Source organism: Pararhodobacter oceanensis, assembly GCF_003076755.1.
GTDB lineage: Bacteria > Pseudomonadota > Alphaproteobacteria > Rhodobacterales > Rhodobacteraceae > Pararhodobacter > Pararhodobacter oceanensis.
Genome location: NZ_QDKM01000003.1, coordinates 358,631 through 376,843, shown reverse-complemented (window position 1 = coordinate 376,843; position 18,213 = coordinate 358,631). Strand labels below are relative to the sequence as shown.

The 18,213-nt window shown below is 63.7% G+C and carries 13 protein-coding genes; 4 read left to right on the top strand and 9 right to left on the bottom strand.

All coding sequences use genetic code 11. The features are described from left to right. Positions 1-18 precede the first annotated feature (18 nt). Positions 19-2,991, bottom strand: coding sequence for a [protein-PII] uridylyltransferase (locus tag DDE20_RS09310; RefSeq protein ID WP_240607953.1), 2,973 nt, complete (start codon positions 2,989-2,991; stop codon positions 19-21). Between the two features lie 9 nt (positions 2,992-3,000). Further along, on the bottom strand, positions 3,001-4,200 hold the full coding sequence (locus tag DDE20_RS09305; RefSeq protein ID WP_116558200.1) for a penicillin-binding protein activator: 1,200 nt from the start codon (positions 4,198-4,200) through the stop codon (positions 3,001-3,003). 97 nt (positions 4,201-4,297) lie between these two features. On the opposite strand from DDE20_RS09305, the gene rsmI reads away from it, so the two are divergent. The 4 genes from rsmI to DDE20_RS09285 all read left to right on the top strand — a co-directional run bounded on the left by rsmI (position 4,298) and on the right by DDE20_RS09285 (position 7,509). Beyond that, a complete protein-coding gene (gene rsmI, locus DDE20_RS09300; protein ID WP_116558199.1) occupies positions 4,298-5,227 on the top strand; it encodes a 16S rRNA (cytidine(1402)-2'-O)-methyltransferase in 930 nt (309 codons plus the stop codon). After that, positions 5,224-5,577, top strand: a complete 354-nt coding sequence (locus DDE20_RS09295) for a YraN family protein (RefSeq protein WP_116558198.1) — start codon at positions 5,224-5,226, stop codon at positions 5,575-5,577. The genes rsmI and DDE20_RS09295 overlap by 4 nt, the downstream gene beginning before the upstream one ends. Positions 5,578-5,656: 79 nt before the next feature. Continuing rightward, the gene (gshB, locus tag DDE20_RS09290) at positions 5,657-6,604 is read left to right on the top strand and encodes a glutathione synthase (RefSeq protein ID WP_116558197.1); all 948 of its coding nucleotides are present in this window, start codon (positions 5,657-5,659) and stop codon (positions 6,602-6,604) included. Next, the gene (locus tag DDE20_RS09285; protein ID WP_116558196.1) at positions 6,601-7,509 is read left to right on the top strand and encodes an alpha/beta hydrolase; all 909 of its coding nucleotides are present in this window, start codon (positions 6,601-6,603) and stop codon (positions 7,507-7,509) included. The genes gshB and DDE20_RS09285 overlap by 4 nt, the downstream gene beginning before the upstream one ends. Here the strand turns inward: DDE20_RS09285 and DDE20_RS09280 are convergent. From DDE20_RS09280 to DDE20_RS09250, 7 genes are all read right to left on the bottom strand, one after another. Further along, entirely contained in the window at positions 7,469-8,989 is a 1,521-nt protein-coding gene (locus DDE20_RS09280) for a YifB family Mg chelatase-like AAA ATPase (protein ID WP_116558195.1), read from the bottom strand. The two genes, DDE20_RS09285 and DDE20_RS09280, sit on opposite strands and share 41 nt — an antisense overlap. Before the next feature lie 179 nt (positions 8,990-9,168). Next, complete coding sequence (gene tuf, locus DDE20_RS09275) at positions 9,169-10,344, bottom strand: elongation factor Tu (protein ID WP_116557331.1); 1,176 nt, start codon at positions 10,342-10,344, stop codon at positions 9,169-9,171. A 192-nt stretch (positions 10,345-10,536) separates the two neighbouring features. Next, positions 10,537-11,241: a hypothetical protein gene (locus DDE20_RS09270; protein WP_133240333.1), complete on the bottom strand. Its 705-nt coding sequence runs from the start codon at positions 11,239-11,241 to the stop codon at positions 10,537-10,539. A gap of 92 nt (positions 11,242-11,333) precedes the next feature. Next, positions 11,334-13,649, bottom strand: coding sequence for a DNA topoisomerase IV subunit A (locus DDE20_RS09265; RefSeq protein WP_116558193.1), 2,316 nt, complete (start codon positions 13,647-13,649; stop codon positions 11,334-11,336). Between the two features lie 263 nt (positions 13,650-13,912). Next, positions 13,913-16,723 carry a DNA polymerase I gene (polA, locus tag DDE20_RS09260; protein WP_116558192.1) on the bottom strand — a complete coding sequence of 937 codons (2,811 nt, stop codon included), beginning with the start codon at positions 16,721-16,723 and terminating at the stop codon, positions 13,913-13,915. A 169-nt stretch (positions 16,724-16,892) separates the two neighbouring features. Beyond that, positions 16,893-17,813 carry a pirin family protein gene (locus tag DDE20_RS09255; RefSeq protein ID WP_116558191.1) on the bottom strand — a complete coding sequence of 307 codons (921 nt, stop codon included), beginning with the start codon at positions 17,811-17,813 and terminating at the stop codon, positions 16,893-16,895. 157 nt (positions 17,814-17,970) lie between these two features. Next, positions 17,971-18,186 (bottom strand): zinc-finger domain-containing protein, encoded by a 216-nt coding sequence (locus tag DDE20_RS09250; protein ID WP_116558190.1) that lies wholly within the window; start codon positions 18,184-18,186, stop codon positions 17,971-17,973. Positions 18,187-18,213: the final 27 nt, after the last annotated feature.

The window sequence follows — 18,213 nt, the reverse complement described above, 5'->3', positions numbered from 1 at the left end:
CCCCGGTTACCCCTCCGGTCATTCCTCGGAGGCCCGTTTGGCGCCCGCATCAATCGCCTCGCGCAGCTTGCGCTCCAGCGTTTCCAGCCGCGTTTTACTGTGCAGTTTCAACCCGAACATATCCTTGACGTAAAATGTATCGACCACCTGCACCCCGTAGGTCGCGATCACCGCGCTGGCAATATAAATCCCGTTTGCCGACAGGGTGCGGGTCAGATCATAAAGCAAGCCGGGCCGGTCGCGGGTGTCGACCTCGATGATCGTATAGATCTCCGACCCCTCGTTATCAAAGGCGATATTGGTCGGCACGCGGAATTGCCGCTCGCGTTTCTTCACCTTGTCGCGGGACTTCAGCGCCTCGGTGGCGACGATATCACCGGCAAAGGTGCGCGCGATCATCTTGCGCATCCGTGGCAGGCGCTCGGCCTCATAGGGGTGGCCCTCGGCGTCCTGCACCCAAAAGACAGCGGTCGCATAGCCGTCTTTCGAGGTATAGGTGCGCGCATCGACGATATTCGCGCCAACCAGCGCCAAAGCCCCCGCCAGCCTTGAGAATATCCCCGGATGATCGGCCAGCACAAAGGCGGCGCGAGTGGCGTCGCGGCCCTCGTCGAGATGCATATCGACGCGGATTTCATCATCGCCGAGATCACGCAGCATCTGCGCAAAAATGATATGGGTCTCGGTCGGCAGCCCTTGCCAATAGGGGCCGTAATGGCGCGAGGTCTCCTTGCGCAGGTCAGTGCGTGGCCAGTCCGCCAGCGCCTCGCGCAGCGCGCGTTTCGCCTCATCCTCGCGGTGCGAGCGGCTCAGCGCCTCGACGCCCTTTTCCAGCGCCGTCGCCGTGTCGCTGTAAAGCTGGCGCAGCAGCATCGCTTTCCAGTTGTTCCACGTCCCCGGCCCGACGCCGCGAATGTCGCAGACGGTCAGCACCGTCAGCAGGTCCAGCCGCTCTTTGCTTTTCACCGCCTTGGCAAAATCGCGCACCGTGCGCGGGTCGCCGATATCGCGTTTCTGCGCCACATCCGACATCAACAGATGATGCCGCACCAACCATTCGACGGTCTCTGACTCCTTGCCGTTCAGCCGCAGGCGCGGCGCCACACGGCGGGCGATCTGCGCGCCGAGAACCGAGTGATCCTCGGGCCGTCCCTTGCCAATATCATGCAGCAATAACGCCACATAAAGCACCTTGCGGTTCACGCCCTTCTCAAGGATCCCCGAGGCAATCGGCAGTTCCTCGACCAACTCGCCGCGCTCGATCTGCGCCAGCGTGCTGATGCACTGGATGGTGTGCTCGTCGACGGTGTAATGATGGTAGACGTTGAACTGCATCATCGCCACGATCGGCTCGAACTCGGGGATAAACGCCGAGAGCACACCGAGCTCGTTCATCCGCCGCAGCGCCCGCTCGGGGTTGCCGTGTTTCAGCAGCATGCCAAGGAAGATTTTCACCGCCTCCGCATCCTCGCGCACCTCGCCATCGAACCGGTCGAGATTTGCGGCGACGAGGCGCAGCGCATCGGGGTGGATCAACAAGCCGGTGCGCAGCCCTTCCTCGAATATCCGCAGCATATTCACCGGATCGGCGAGAAACGCCTCGGGATCGACAATGCTCAGCCGGTTCATATCAACGCGGTAATCCGCTTTGACCTTCTTGCGCCGCCGCAGCAGTCGGAACAGACCCGGCGCCTTTTTGACATGCCGCGCTTCCAGACCGGCCAGAAACACGCGGGTCAGCTCGCCAACCTGTGTCGCGTGGCGGAAATAGGCCTGCATGAAATGCTCGACCGCGCGGCGCCCGCCGTGATCCAGAAACTGCATCCGCTCGGCAACCTCGGGCTGGATGTCAAAGGTCAGCTGGTCGGTGGCGCGTCCGGTCAGATGATGCATATGGCAGCGCACCGCCCAGACGAAAGTCTCGGCGGCGCGAAAACTGGTGTATTCGGCCTCGGTGAAATACCCCTCATCGACCAGCTCAATCGCCTTATCAACGCCGTAGATATATTTCGCGATCCAATAGAGGGTTTGCAGGTCGCGCAGCCCGCCCTTGCCCTCTTTGATATTCGGCTCCAGCATATAGCGCTGGCCGCCCTGTTTGCGGTGCCGCGCGTCGCGCTCGTTGAGCTTGGCCTCGACAAACTCGGGCACGGTATCGGCGAAGAGCTCTTTCCACAGGCGGGTTTTCAGCTCCTGCGCCAGCAATTCATTGCCGGTCAGAAACCGCTGCTCCATCAGCGAGGTGCGGATCGTGTAATCCTCGCGGCCCAAGCGCAGGCAATCGTCAATGGTGCGGCTGGAATGGCCGATCTTCAGCTTCAGATCCCAGAGGATATAGAGCGTGCTTTCGATCACGCTTTCGACCCAGCCGGTGACCTTATAGGGGGTCAAAAACAGCAGATCGATATCCGAACAGGGCGCCATCTCGGCGCGCCCATAACCGCCGACCGCGACCACTGCCATGCGCTGCCCCTCGGTGAGCGCGTGATTCGGATGCAGGTTGCGCTGCGCCACATTCAACGCGGCGGTGACCACCACATCGGTCAGCCATGTCTGCGCGCGCACAAACGACCGCGCATCCCGCGGCGCGGCGGCGAGGGCGGATTTCAGCACCGCATTGCCCTGTTTGAGCGCGGCCAGCAGGGTTTGGACGGTGAAGGCGCGGATATCGCGGGCGTCATCCAGATCGGCGAGACCGGCAAGCAGCGCATTATCCAGCGCCTCGATATCGCAGATATGCAGTGGGTCGCAGATCAGCGGATCATCGGGCAGGGGCGGCTGCACATAGATGCGCGCCTCGGGCGGCGGTAAATGCTGTTCTGCCTGCTGCTCGGAAGGCTTCTGAGGGGCGGCAGATGCAGCCTGCGCCCCATCAGTTAACCCATGATCAACTGCCTCATCGGTTGCCTCGGCGCCGGTTGCACCCCCATCAGCGACCGCATCGCTTGCCCCGCCAGTCCGCATGCCGGTCCGCGCGCCGGTCAGCCGCATAGCGCGCGCTTACGAGCCCGAGCCGACAAAGCTGCTCGGCGCGGGTTCGAGGATCACCACCGCATTGTCGCGGATCGTCGCCAGCGCCAGCCCGCGCTGATTGGTGCCATCGGGCATCAGGCGAAAGATCCCGTTGACGCCGACAAACCCCGAACCTTGGGTCAGCGCGGCCCGTGACAGCGCATCGGCAGAACCGGTGCCCAAGAGCGCGCCAATCGCCGCGATCCCGTCATAGGCGAGACCGGCAATCGGATGCGGCGCTTCGCCGTAGGCTTGGGTGAAACGCGCCTCGAATTGCGCAACCAGCGAAGGGTCGGGCAGGGTGAACCAGCCGTTTTGCAGCCCCGAGAGCTGCAGCGTCGCCGGCGGGATATTCCACTGGGTGATGCCCATGAACTGGAAACGCGGATGCGAAATGCGGTTGTCAGGCAAAAGCTGCGCGAGGATCGGCAGGGCACCGGCGCTATCGGCGGTGAACAGCACCGATTGCGCCCCCGACGAACGCGCGGCATCGGCGATCTCGGGCAGCGCATTCACAATGCCTTGCTGCGAAAATTCATAGGTGGCGGTCGCGGCAATGGTGGCGCCGGTGCCCGATTGCGCGCGGTTGACTGCCGCCAGCACCAATTGACCGGCGGTGGTCTGCTCGCCAACCACCAGTACCTGCCCGCGATCATTGCGCGCGGCATATTCAAAAATCCGCCGCGCGGCATTGTCCGGCGTCAGGCCAAGCACGAAGACATTATTGCCCGCAATCGCCGGATTGTTCGAGAAGCTCAGCACATTAACGCCCGAGCTGGCCACCGCGGTGCCGACGGCATTGGCCTCGGCGCTGCGCACCGGCCCGAGGATGATCTGCGCGCCGCGATCGACCGCTTCGCGGGCCACCTGTGCGGCCACCGCGGGATCGCCCTGCGTGCTATAGACCCGCAGATCAATCTCCACGCCCGACAGGTCCGAAACCGCCAATCGTGCTGCATTCTCAAGGCTTTCGGCGAGGATCGTATTGCCCGCATCCGCCGACCCGCTGGGCACCAAAAGCGCCACTTGCACCGGCGCATTGGGATTGATGCGCTGCGCCAACCCGCTGATCCCCGAGGACACACAGGCGCCAAGCGTCAACAGACCGGCAAGAGCCAGTGCGCCGCGACGGCTGATGCGGGACAGGCGAGAAGGGCGGCGGCGGGTGGGGGTGGGTTCGACTGGCATCGAGCTCCTCGTCTGAATGCAGAGTGTGGTAGCAGGGGTCGTTTTGCGTCACACTAAGGATTCGACCCGGCGAAGTAAACGTGTCACTGACCTGCCTATGACCCATGAGCAAGAACCCGACCATCCCGAAGATGGCCCCGAGATCGTCTCCGAGCGCAGTTTCGAGCCCAGCCCGCGCCGCGTGCCGCCGGGGCTGCATCTGGTCGCCACGCCGATCGGCACGGCGCGGGATATCACCCTGCGCACGCTGGATATTCTGGCCGGCGCCGATGTGCTCGCCGCCGAGGACACCCGCAGCCTGCGCCGGTTGATGGAGATCCACGGTATCAGGCTCGAGGGGCGGCCCCTGCTGGCCTATCACGACCATAACGGCGGGCAGATGCGGCCCCGTCTGATGGCGGCGCTGGCCGAGGGGAAATCCGTGGCTTTTGCGCCCGAGGCGGGCACGCCGCTGATCTCGGATCCCGGCTTTCAACTGGCGCGCACGGCGATAGATCAGGGGCATTCGGTGGTTGCGGCTCCGGGCGCCTCGGCGGTGCTGGCGGCGCTGGCGGTGGGCGGGCTGCCGACCGACCGGTTTTGCTTTATGGGGTTCGCCCCGTCGCAGGGCGCGGCGCGCAAGAGGTTCCTTGCGGAAGCGGCGCAGATCCCGGCGACACTGGCGTTCTACGAATCGCCGAAGCGTGTTCACCGTTTGTTAACAGAAATCGCCGAGACTCTTGGGGCCGAGCGCGACTGTGCCCTATGTCGTGAGTTGACCAAGCGTTTCGAGGAGGTGGTGCGCGGCACCGTCGCCGAGGTCGCGGCCGCGATCGAGGGGCGCGCGCTGAAGGGCGAGATTGTGCTTCTGGTCGGGCGCGAGGCTGAGGGCGCGGGCGAGGCTGTGGATCTGGATGATGCGCTGAGCCGCGCGCTCGAAGTGGCAAGCCTGCGCGAGGCGGTGGATATGGTCACCGCCGAAACCGGCTTGAAGCGGCGCGCGGTCTATCAACGGGCCTTGGCCCTGAGGGAAGGGAAAGACGAATGAGCGGAGCAACTTCCTATCACGCAGGTCTTTCGGCCGAAGCACAAGTGGCGCGCGACTACGAGCGGCGCGGCTTTCCGGTCACCGCCCATCGCTGGCGTGGGCAGGGCGGCGAAATCGATCTGATCGCCCAAGACGGCGAGGGGTTCGTTTTTGTCGAAGTGAAAAAGAGCCGCGACCACGCCCGCGCCGCGGAACGGCTGACCCAGCGGCAAATCCAGCGGCTGTTTGATGCGGCTTCGGAGTTTCTGGGCCAATGCAAAAACGGGTTGAACACGCTGGCGCGCTTTGATGTGGCGCTGGTCGACGGGCAGGGACGCATCCAGATCGTCGAGAATGCGCTGGTTGGGTGACCGCCAGCGATTGAAACTTTCGCCGGCCTGCGCCATCTAGGGATACGGGAATACCCCCCTTAGAACCGCAGGAGTTGGCATGGCGCTCAAAATCGCATTTCAGATGGACCCGATCGATGCGGTGGATATCAATGCCGACAGTTCTTTTCGCCTTGCCGAAGAGGCGCAGGCGCGCGGCTATGAGCTGTTCTATTACACCCCCGACCGTCTGACTTTTGACGAAGGCCGCGTATTGGCACGGGCCTGGCCGTTACGGGTGCAACGCGAGCTGGGCAACCATGCGCATCGCGGCGACGAGGTGACGCTGGATCTGGCCGAGGTCGATGTCGTCTGGCTGCGGCAGGATCCGCCGTTCGATATGTCCTATATCACCACCACGCATATCCTCGACATGCTGCGCGACACGACGCTGGTGGTGAATGATCCCTTCTGGGTGCGCAACTACCCCGAGAAACTGCTGGTGCTGGAGTTTCGGGATCTGACGCCCCCAACGATGATCGCCCGCAGGCTCGAGGATATCCGCCGCTTCAAAGACCAGCACGGCGATATCATTCTCAAGCCGCTCTATGGCAATGGCGGCGCGGGGGTGTTCCGGCTCGATCCCAATGACCGCAATCTCGCCTCGTTGCATGAATTGTTCAGCAGCATGTCACGCGAGCCGCTGATCGTGCAGAAATTCCTGCCCGCGGTCTCCAAGGGCGACAAACGGGTGATTCTGGTCGATGGTGAGCCGGTGGGCGCGATCAACCGCGTGCCGGCACCGGGTGAGACGCGGTCAAATATGCATGTCGGCGGACGTCCCGAGAAGGTCGAATTGACCGACCGCGACCGCGAGATCTGCGCGCGCATCGGCCCGCTCTTGCGCGAAAAAGGTCAGGTGTTTGTCGGCATCGACGTGATTGGCGACTGGCTGACCGAGATCAACCTGACCTCGCCCACCGGCATTCAGGAACTCGAACGCTTCGACGGCATCAATGTTGCCGGAATGATCTGGGACCGGATCGAAGCGCGGTTGCAGGCGAAATGAACTGGCGGGCGGGTATGGTCAAAGCGGCGGCGCATTTCGCGATCCGCCGCGACCTGACACATGCGCGCAGCCTTCCGGCCCTTCGCTCCAAACTCGACCGCCGCGCAGCCCGCGCCTTTCGCATGGCGCCCTTTACCGCCACGCTCACCGGCACGGTCGGCGGTGTCGACGGTCTCTGGGTCAGCAACCGCCCCGATTCCGGCAGCGTTATGTTGTATTTTCATGGCGGTTTCTACATTCTTGGCCGCCCAGAATGTGACGCCGCGATGGTCTCGGTTCTGGCCCGAAAATCCGGCGCGCGGGTGTTTCTGCCGCGCTACCGGCTGGCCCCGGAACATCCCTCTCCCGCCGCCTTCGAGGATGCTTTGGCGGCCTTCGACGGGCTATTGGAGATGGGCTATGCGCCGCATCAGATCATCATCGGTGGCGGTGCGGCGGGCGGTGGCCTGGGGCTGGCGCTGCTGGCGCATCTGCTCAACCAAGGCGTTCAACCCGCGGGCGCTTTCGCGTTTTCGCCCTGGACCGATCTGACCTATTCCGGCGCCTCTTTGGTGACCAACGCCGCCTTTGAACATATGCTGCCGGCGCGGCGGTTGACCGAAATTCGCGCCGCCATTCTCGGCCGCGCCAATGCGCAGGGCGCCGCCGATACGCGGCTCTCGCCGCTGCACGCCAGCTTTCCTGCGCCACCGCCGGTGCAGCTTTATGCAGCCGAGACCGAGATCCTGCGCGATGACACGCTGCGCATGCGCAACCGCTTGCCGGATGCGGAAATCCGCATTGTCGGCGATCTGCCGCATCTCTGGCCGCTGTTCCACAATTACCTGCCCGAGGCGCGCGAGACCTTGGCGGATACCGCCGGATTCATTCGTGCGTGTCTGGCCCAATCGTCAACCGGTAGCTGACCGCCTCGGCGATATGCACCGCGCGCACCCCGTCGCTGGCATCGAGATCGGCAATCGTGCGCGCTACCCGCAAAACACGGTGATAGCCGCGCGCGGTCAGCCCCATGCGCTCGGCGACGCGGGCGAGCAGGGCGCGACCCTCGGCGTCCGGCGCGGCGATCTCTTCCAGCAGCGCGCCCTCGGCATCGGCATTCACCCGCACCTCGGCATGCGGCGCGAAGCGTTGCGCTTGCGTCGCCCGCGCGGTGACCACCCGTGCGGCGATCTCGGCAGAGGTTTCACCATTCGCCGGCAGATCGAGATCGGACCAGGCCACCGGCGGCACCTCGAGGCGCAGATCGAAACGGTCCATCAACGGGCCGGATATCCGCCCCAGATAATCTTCGCCGCAGTGGGGCACGCGTGCGCAAGCGCGCTCGGGTTCGGCCAGATAGCCGCAGCGGCAGGGGTTGGCGGCGGCGATCAGCAGGAAACGGCAGGGATAGCGGGTGTGGGCATTGGCACGCGCAACCACGACTTCGCCGGTCTCGATCGGCTGGCGCAGGGTTTCCAGCACCGAGCGCGGATATTCGGGGAACTCATCCATGAACAACACGCCGTTATGCGCGAGGCTGATCTCGCCGGGTTTGGCGCCGCGCCCGCCCCCGACAATCGCCGCCACCGAGGCAGTATGATGCGGTTCGCGAAATGGACGGCTGCGCGAGATACCGCCTTCATCCAGCAATCCGGCCAGCGAATGGATCATCGAGGTTTCCAGCGCCTCGGCGGGCGACAGCGGTGGCATGATCCCGGGCAGCCGTGCCGCCAACATGGATTTACCCGAGCCCGGCGAGCCGATGAGCAGCATGTGATGCCGCCCCGCCGCCGCGATCTCCAGGGCGCGTTTGGCACGTTCCTGCCCTTTGACATCGCGCAGATCGCGCAGGGCGGTGTTTGGCGCGACCTCGCCGGGGGTGGCGCGGGGCAAGGGCGCCTGATCGGTGAAATGGCGGATCGCTTCGGTCAATGTCGCGGGGGCGAAGACCTGCGCATCGCCGACCCACGCGGCCTCGGCACCGCAGGGTTTCGGGCAGATTAACGCGCAATCCTCGCTGGCGGCGGCCATCGCGGCAGGCAGGGCGCCGACCACCGCGACCAAAGTGCCGTCGAGCGACAATTCGCCCAGCGATACCGCATTTGCCAGATCCTCGGCGGGGATGATGCCGAGCGCGGCGAGTAGCGAGAGCGCAATCGGCAGGTCGAAATGCGAGCCGCCCTTGGGCAGATCGGCGGGCGAAAGGTTGACGGTGATGCGCCGCGGCGGCAGCGCGATCGACAAAGATGAGAGCGCCGCGCGCACCCGTTCGCGGGCCTCGGAGACGGCTTTGTCGGGCAGGCCGACGACATTGAAACTGGGCAGGCCGGGGCTGAGCACGCATTGCGCCTCGACGATCCGCGCCTCGATCCCGTCAAAAGCCACCGTGCGTGCGCGTGCCAGCATTCCCGATCCCCGCCTGTTGGCGCAAGTCTTGGGGATAACTGGTTAGCAAAGCGTTAACGGTTGCGGTGCCTAGGCGGAGAGGTCGCGGCAGAAGCACGCGCTGCAAAAAGAAAAGGCGCGCGGATTGCCCCGCGCGCCTTGGTGTAGGGACGGTGCGTGCAGAGCACACACCCTACGCCTTACTTGATGATTTTCGAGACGACGCCAGCGCCCACGGTGCGGCCGCCTTCACGGATAGCGAAGCGCAGCTTCTCTTCCATGGCGATCGGCGCGATCAGCTCGACTTCGAACTTCAGGTTGTCGCCGGGCATGACCATCTCGGTGCCCTCGGGCAGCTTGACGGTGCCGGTGACATCCGTGGTGCGGAAGTAGAACTGCGGGCGGTAGTTGGCGAAGAACGGCGTGTGACGGCCACCCTCATCCTTGGTCAGAATATAGGCTTCGGCCTCGAACTCGGTGTGGGGCGTGATCGACTTCGGCTTACACAGAACCTGACCGCGCTCAACGCCTTCACGGTCGATACCGCGCAGCAGGATGCCGACGTTGTCGCCTGCCTCACCGCGATCCAGCAGCTTGCGGAACATTTCAACGCCCGTGCAAGTGGTGGTCTTGGTGTCGCGGATGCCGACGATCTCGATGTTGTCGCCAACGTTGATCACGCCGCGCTCGACACGACCGGTCACAACCGTACCACGACCCGAAATCGAGAACACGTCCTCGATCGGCATCAGGAACGGCTGGTCCACGGCGCGCTCGGGCGTCGGGATGTAGGCGTCGACGGCTTCCATCAGCGCTTTGATCGAGTTTTCACCGATTTCCGCATCGCGCTCTTCCATTGCGGCCAGAGCCGAACCCTTGACGATCGGAATGTCGTCGCCCGGGTATTCGTAGTCCGACAGAAGCTCGCGGATTTCCATCTCGACGAGCTCGAGGAGCTCTTCGTCGTCGACCTGGTCCACCTTGTTCATGTAGACGACCATGTAGGGGATACCCACCTGGCGACCGAGCAGGATGTGCTCACGGGTCTGCGGCATCGGGCCGTCAGCGGCGTTCACCACCAGGATCGCGCCGTCCATCTGGGCCGCACCGGTGATCATGTTCTTGACGTAGTCGGCGTGGCCCGGGCAGTCGACGTGGGCGTAGTGACGGGTCTCGGTCTCATACTCGACGTGGCTGGTCGAGATGGTGATGCCGCGGGCTTTTTCTTCGGGCGCACGGTCGATCGAGTCGTAGGCCTGGAAGTCGCCGAAATATTTGGTGATCGCAGCCGTCAGCGTGGTTTTGCCGTGGTCAACGTGACCGATGGTCCCGATGTTTACGTGCGGTTTGTTGCGTTCAAACTTTGCCTTCGCCATGGTGTGGCTCCTATTGTTCAAGTGACGGTGCGTGCAATCACGCACCCTACGGGTCAGATTCGAGCGCGGCGGGACGGTTCCATGGTCCGGCCCCGCCAAGCAGGCAAGCCGCGTCGCGCGCGTCCTAATCGGGCACTGCGAAGAAATCAAGCATTTTGGCGGGGTTCAAGCCGAATTATGGGTTTTGAGCGCTTAGCTTTGGGCGCAGCGATCTTCGCTTGCGGCACGCGCGGGGCGGGGCGCCTCAGCGAGTGCGTCATCCTCGGCAGTATCGTCGCCCGCCGCCTCGCCCACAGCCTCGTCAGTTGCCTCAGCATCGGCATCACTGGCCGCGTCATCCCCATCGGCGGCGGTCTCGAACCACTGCGGGTTTTCCACCAGCCAGTTCTCGATGCGGATCGCGGCGTTTTGCGACAGGGTCTGCATCTGCTCTTCGGCGCTCTGGGTCAGGCCCGAGCCAACCACGCTGGAGCCCGACAGGCTTTCGAGCACGGTCATTTGCTTGTGTTCGTCATTGAGGACCTCGCCGGCGGCGTCATCCCAGACGTTGACCGACATGATCAGCGCCGAACGCGGCGAGGCGACCAGCGGCACGCCGGGCACGGCCAGCACATAGGCGTCGATATGGATCGCGATATGATAGAGCCGGTCGCCGTCATAACGGCCAAAGCGGCGGTCGACCTCGGCGCGGATCAGGTCGGAAAAGACCTCCAGATCGGCCTCACGCGAGAGCGGACCCTGCACCGCGTCATTGGTGGTCACGATGTTGTAGCACAGGCGGAAATTCTCAAGCTCGCCGCGCTCCTCGCCCAGTTGCGCGCCATTCGCGCAGGCCGCCAACAGGCCGACAGTGGCCAGCATTGCGAGGGTGCGAAGGGGCTTGAGCCTGGTGATCATGCGTGTTTTCCCGGTCGGTCTGCGCCTGTTTCAACGTCAAAGGCTTAGCTTAATCGCAAGCCCGTGGCAACGCTGCGCTTTGAGGCGCGGCGTTAGCCGAATTTATTGTCCCGCGGAAAGCCGCGCGGGGCCATGCGACCGGCGGTGGCGCGTTTGCCCTGCCATTCGGCCAGATCGGTGACCAGCCGCGTGCGATCCGCCGGATCTTTCCACGACAGCCCCTCGGTCAGGGTGATCGTGGTCAGATCGCTGAGCCCGCCGTCCTTGTAGCGCTGCAGCCGCACGCCCTTGCCGCGGTTCATCTCGGGCAGTTCCTCAAGCGGGAAGACCAGTAGCTTGCGGTTCTCGCCGACCACCGCCACATGATCGCCCGCCACCGGCTTGCAGATCAGCGCGCGGGCCTCGGCGCGCAGGTTCAGCACCTGTTTGCCCGAGCGGGTCTGCGCGAGCACCTCGTCACCGGGCACCACGAAACCGTCGCCATCCGAAGAGGCCACGATCATCTTGCGCCCCGGCTGGTGGACAAACAGATCAACGATCTGCGCCTCATTGGGCAGATCGACCATCAGCCGCACCGGTTCGCCCATGCCGCGCCCGCCGGGCAGATTGGCACCCAGCAGCGTATAGAACCGCCCGTTCGAGCCAAAGATCACGATCCGGTCGGGGGTCTCGGCGTGGAAGGCAAAACCGGCCTCGTCACCGTCCTTGAATTTGAACTCGGTATCGAGCGCGACATGACCTTTCATCGCGCGGATCCAGCCCATTTTCGACAGCACCACGGTGATCGGCTCGCGCTCGATCATCGCCTCCATCGGCACGTCTTCGATCTGGGTGGCCTCGGCGAATGTCGAGCGGCGCGCGCCCAGCGGGGTCTCCTTGCCAAAGGCTTTGCGCACCTCAGCCAGTTCCTGCTTGATGCGGGTCCACTGGCGGCGCTCCGAGCCCAGCAATTCGATCAGACCCTCGCGCTCTTTCATCAGCGCGTCACGCTCCTTGCGCAGCTCGATTTCCTCAAGCCGCCGCAGGCTGCGCAGCCGCATGTTAAGGATCGCTTCGGCCTGCACCTCGGTCAACTCGCCCTCGCCGGCGGGCGGGCTGACGTAATCCTCCTCGGACATCGCGCGCGGAAACGCGCCGCCCCATTGCTCGCGCATCAAAGCGTCGCGCGGGGTCTGGTCATAGCGGATGATGTCGATCACCCGGTCGAGGTTCAGATAGGCGATGATATAGCCCTCAAGCACCTCAAGCCGGTGGTCGATCTTGTCGAGCCTATGCTGGCTGCGGCGTTTGAGCACCACGCGCCGGTGATCGAGAAACGCCTGCAGAACCTCGCGGATGCCGCAAACCTTGGGCGTGCGCCCGTCGATCAACACGTTCATATTCAGGCTGAAACGAATCTCCAGGTCGGAGGATTTCATCAACATGCCCATCAGCATCTCGGGATCGACATTCTTCGAGCGCGGCTCAAGCACGATACGCACATCATCGGCGGATTCGTCGCGCACATCGGCCAAGAGCGGCACCCGTTTGGTCTGGATGATCTCGGCGAGTTTCTCGATCAGCTTGGATTTCTGCACCTGATAGGGGATCTCGGTGACGATGATCTGCCAAGCACCGCGCGGCAATTCCTCGCGCTCCCAGCGGGCGCGCAGGCGGAAGCTGCCGCGGCCGCTGCGGTAGCTCTCGATGATCGAGGCGCGCGGCTCGACAATCACCCCGCCGGTGGGGAAATCGGGGCCGGGGACCAGATCAACCAGCGCCTCGTCAGAGATCTGCGGCGTGTCGATCAGCGCCTTCGAAGCGTCGATCAATTCGCAGAGGTTATGCGGCGGGATATTGGTCGCCATGCCGACGGCAATCCCGCTCGAGCCATTGGCCAGAAGGTTCGGGAAAGCGGCGGGCAGAACCTCGGGTTCTTCCAGCGTGCCATCGTAATTGGGGCGGAAATCGACCGCGTTCTCGGCCAGCCCCTCCAGCAGCGCCTCGGCGGCGGCGGTCATCCGCGCTTCGGTATAGCGGCTCGCAGCGGGGTTATCGCCGTCGATATTGCCGAAGTTCCCCTGTCCATGCACCAGCGGATAACGGACGTTGAAATCCTGCGCCAGTCGCGCCATCGCGTCATAGATCGCGGCGTCCCCATGCGGGTGATAATTGCCCATCACATCGCCGCTGATCTTGGCGGATTTGCGGAAGCCGCCGGTCGAGGACAGCTTGAGTTCGCGCATCGCAAACAGGATCCGCCGGTGCACCGGCTTCAACCCGTCGCGCGCATCGGGCAGGGCGCGGTGCATGATCGTGCTCAGCGCATATTGCAAATACCGCTCCCCCAGCGCGCGGCGCAGAGGCTCGGCCAGTGGCGCCGCCACGGGGATCATCGGTTCGTCGTCTTGGGGTGTATCGTCGCTCATGCGGTGGTTCTATCCGGTGATTGCGGCAAGGGGAAACCGGTATTTTCACCTGCCGCGTAAGTGATGCGCGCCCGCCTCATCATCTGTCCGAAAATATCCTGGGGGGATGCCCCGCATCGGGGGCAAAGCCCCCTCAACGGTGGTGAAGGGGGGCGCGGCTTACCCCCGTCGAGGGGGTGCGCCGCGCTTCGGGGGCTCTGCCCCCACGGCCTGCGGCCTCCCCCGGGATATTTATGGCACAAAGTGGGAAGGCGGCGTTAAGGTTAATGCGCCTCGGCCCAGTTCTTGCCGGTGCCGGCCTCGACGATCAGCGGCACATCCAGCGCGACAATCGGCATGGCGGCGTTTTCCATCACCTCTTTGACCCGCGCGATGGTCTCCTCGACGGCGCTGCTCTCGACCTCGAAGACCAATTCGTCATGCACCTGTAGCAGCATTTTCGCTGGCAGATCCGTGATCGCCTCGGGCATGCGAATCATCGCGCGGCGGATCACATCGGCGGCGGTGCCTTGGATCGGGGCGTTGATCGCGCCGCGTTTGGCGAAACCGGCGGCGGGGCCTTTGGCAGCGATCTCGGGCGTATGGATGCGCCGTCCAAACAGGGTTTCGACGTATTTATGCTCTTTGGCATAGGCGACGGTCTCGTCCATCCAGGTTTTGATGCCGGGGAAACGCTCGAAATAAGTGTCGATAAAGGCCTGCGCCTCGCTGCGCGGGATGCGCAGGTTGCGCGCCAGCCCAAAGCCCGAGATGCCGTAAATCACCCCGAAGTTGATCGCCTTGGCGCTGCGGCGGATCTCGGGCGTCATCTCCTCCATCGGCACGTTGAACATCTCGCTGGCGGTCATCGCATGGATATCCTGCCCGTCGTGAAACGCCTGTTTCATCGCCGGAAGATTGGCCACATGCGCGAGAATGCGCAGCTCGATCTGGCTGTAGTCGAGGCTGACCAGCGTCTTGCCCTCACCGGCGACAAAGGCCTCGCGGATGCGGCGGCCTTCTTCAGTGCGGATCGGGATGTTTTGCAGGTTTGGGTCGGTCGAGGCCAGCCGTCCGGTATTCGCCCCCGTCTGCACATAAGAGGTATGCACGCGGCCGGTGTCGGGATTGATATGGTCCTGCAGCGCGTCGGTATAGGTTGATTTCAGCTTGCTGAGTTGTCGCCAGTCCAGCACCCGCCCCGGCAGTTCATGTTCGGTGGCCAGATCCTCCAGCACATCGGCGCCGGTCGAATAAGCGCCGGTTTTGCCCTTCTTGCCGCCGGTCAGCCCCATCTTGTCGAACAATATCTCGCCAAGTTGCTTGGGCGAGCCGACATTGAACTCCTGCCCCGCCAGCTCATGGATCTCCGCCTCCAGCGCGGCCATTTTCTGGGCAAAGGCGTTCGACATCCGCGACAGCGTATCGCGGTCGACCTGAATCCCGTGCATCTCCATCTGCGCCAACACCGGGCTGAGCGGACGTTCCAAGGTCTCATAGACCGTGGTCACGCGCTCTTGATGCAGGCGCGGACGCAGCAGTTGCCAGAGCCGCAGGGTGATATCGGCGTCCTCACCGGCGTATTTCGTCGCGTCCTCAATCGCCACCGTGTCAAAGGTGCGCGCCGATTTGCCGGTGCCAAGCAGGGTTTTGATCGGGATCGGTTTATGCGCCAGATATTCCTCGCTGAGCACATCCATCCCGTGGTTATGCTTGCCCGCGTTCAGCGCGTAGGACATCAGCATCGTGTCGTCGATATTGGTCAGGGTGACGCCCTGCATGGCGAAGATTTTCGCGTCGTATTTGATGTTCTGCCCGATCTTCAGGATCGACATATCCTCGAGCATCGGCTTGAGCGCCTCAAGCGCCAGCGCGGGATCAAGCTGCCCCTCCACCCGTTTGGCGGTGCCAAAGAGATCATCGGTCCCCTCGCGGTGGTTGAGCGGGATATAGCAGGCGTCATTCGCCGCTACCGCCAGCGAGATACCAACGAGTTCCGCGCGCATCTCGTCCAATGAGGTGGTCTCGGTATCCACCGCCACATAGCCCTGCTCATAGATCCGCGCGATCCAGGCGTTCAGCGCCTCGATGTCCTGCACGCAGGCGTAATTCTCGGCCTCAAACGGCAGCGCCTCGGGCGGGGTTGGCGCCGGCGCCTCGCCAACCGCAGGCGCCGAGGCAGGCGCGGCCGCGATCACCGGCGCCTCAACGCCCATTTTCTCGGCCAGACGGCGGGTCAGGGTGCGGAATTCCATCTCGCCCAGAAAGCCCAGAATCACCTCGGGTTCGGGCGTGCGGATGATGAAATCCTCCAGCGTCGTGTCCAGCGGCGTGTCCAAACGCAGCGTCACCAATTCGCGCGACAGGCGGATTTGATCGGCCTTGGTCAGCAGGGTCTCGCGGCGTTTGGGCTGTTTGATCTCGGCGGCGCGCGCCAGCAGGGTCTCCAGATCGCCGTATTCATTGATCAACAGCGCCGCAGTCTTGACGCCAATGCCGGGGGCGCCGGGGATATTATCGACACTGTCACCGGCCAGCGACTGAACATCGATCACCCGCTCGGGGCCGACGCCGAATTTCTCGACCACCTCGTTAGGCCCGATACGCCGGTCTTTCATCGCGTCCCACATTTGCACCTGCGGGCCGACCAATTGCATCAAATCCTTATCCGAGGAGATGATCGTCACATCGCCCCCCGCCGCCACCGCCTCTTTGGTCAGCGTGGCAATGATATCATCGGCCTCGAACCCCTCGGTCTCGACGCAGGCGATGTTGAAGGCGCGGGTGGCCTCGCGGGTCAGCGGAAACTGCGGGCGCAGGTCTTCGGGCAGGGGCGGGCGGTTGGCCTTATATTCGGGATACAGATCACTGCGGAAGGTCTTGCCCGCGTGATCAAAAATCACCGCCAGATGGGTCGCCGCGGTGCCACCGTTGTTGCCCTCGATATAGCGCAGGAGCATGTTGCAAAATCCGGCCACGGCGCCGATTGGCAGCCCGTCGGACTTGCGCGTCAGCGGCGGCAGCGCGTGATAGGCGCGGAAAATAAAGGTCGATCCGTCGATCAGATGCAGATGATCGCCCTTGCCGAATGCCATGGAGTATCCCCTCGTTGCGCGTTGGGCTCCTTCGTAACCCTCCGCAACCGAGGCGTCCAGCACTCGCGAGGGCCAGCCGCGCCCGCCCCCGCATCTTCTTGTGCTTCATCTTGCCAAAAAATACTCCCGCCGGAGGCATCCTGACCGTGCCACGCGCCCGACCCGAGGGTTAAAGCCCGCTGGCACCCGATTTGATAAAGCTGCCCTCGTTCAACTCGCGGAACGCCCGCTGCAATTCGGCGCGGGTGTTCATCACCACCGGCCCGTGCCAAGCCACCGGCTCTTTGATCGGCTTGCCCGAGATCAGCAAAAACCGCATCCCCTCCGGCCCCGCTTGCACCTCGATCTGGTCGCCGGTGCCAAACCGCACCAAGGTCCGGTCGCCGCTCATATCGCGCAGGTGCAATTCCTGACCGGCGAATTCCTTCTCCACCTTGATCCCCATCGGCGTCGAGGCGTCGCGGAATTTCCCCGCGCCGGCAAAGATATAGGCCATCGCATTGGCATAGGTATCGACTGGCAGCACCTTGCGGGTGTTCGGCGGGATCGAGACATCGAGAAACAGCGGATCGGCGGCAACCCCGTCCACCGGACCGGTCTTGCCCCAGAACTTGCCGGTGATGATCCGCACCGAGGTGCCATCGTCATCGACCATGGTTTCAATGTCGCTCTGGCCAATATCTTGATAGCGCGGCGCGGTCATTTTCAGCGAGGAGGGCAGATTGGCCCAAAGCTGGAACCCGTGCATCTGCCCGCGTGCATTTCCTTGCGGCATCTCTTGATGCAGGATCCCCGACCCGGCGGTCATCCATTGCACCGATCCCGGCCCCAGCCGCCCCGTATTGCCCAGCGAATCGCTATGCTCGACGGTGCCTTCCAGCACATAGGTGATCGTCTCGATGCCGCGGTGCGGATGCCAGGGAAACCCCTTCTCATAGAGATGCGGCGCGTCGTTGCGGAAATCATCAAGCAGCAGGAACGGATCGCTGAGTTCAGGGTCATTGAACCCGAAAGCGCGGTGCAGATGGACACCGGCGCCCTCGAGCGTCGGCTGTGCCTGTGAAAGGCTGGTGACGGGACGAAATGTCATGGCGCATCTCCTGTTGCTGTTGCAGCAGAAGTTGTGCGTTTGCGCGCGGAAATCCAGTGGCGGAACTGTGCGCAGCCGCACAGTCATTGTTCGGCCCGCACTCTGGCGCACTCAGGTCTGCGCGCACGTCACCTGTCAGGCAGCCCGTCTCACCGCTTTAATGCGCGTCGCCCGCGCCTTCGGCCAGAACATAGCGCGCATCGCAATAGCCGCATTCCACCCAGCCGGTATCATGCGGGATGGTCAGCCAGACGCGCGGATGCCCCAGCGCGCCTTCGCCACCGTCACAGGCCACGCGGCGGCTGGTCACGGTATGGGTTTCGGGTGCAGGGTGGCCGGGGGCTGGCGTGGTCTCGGGCGATGTCGCTGACATGGTCACTTCCTTGTATCGGCGCGGCTA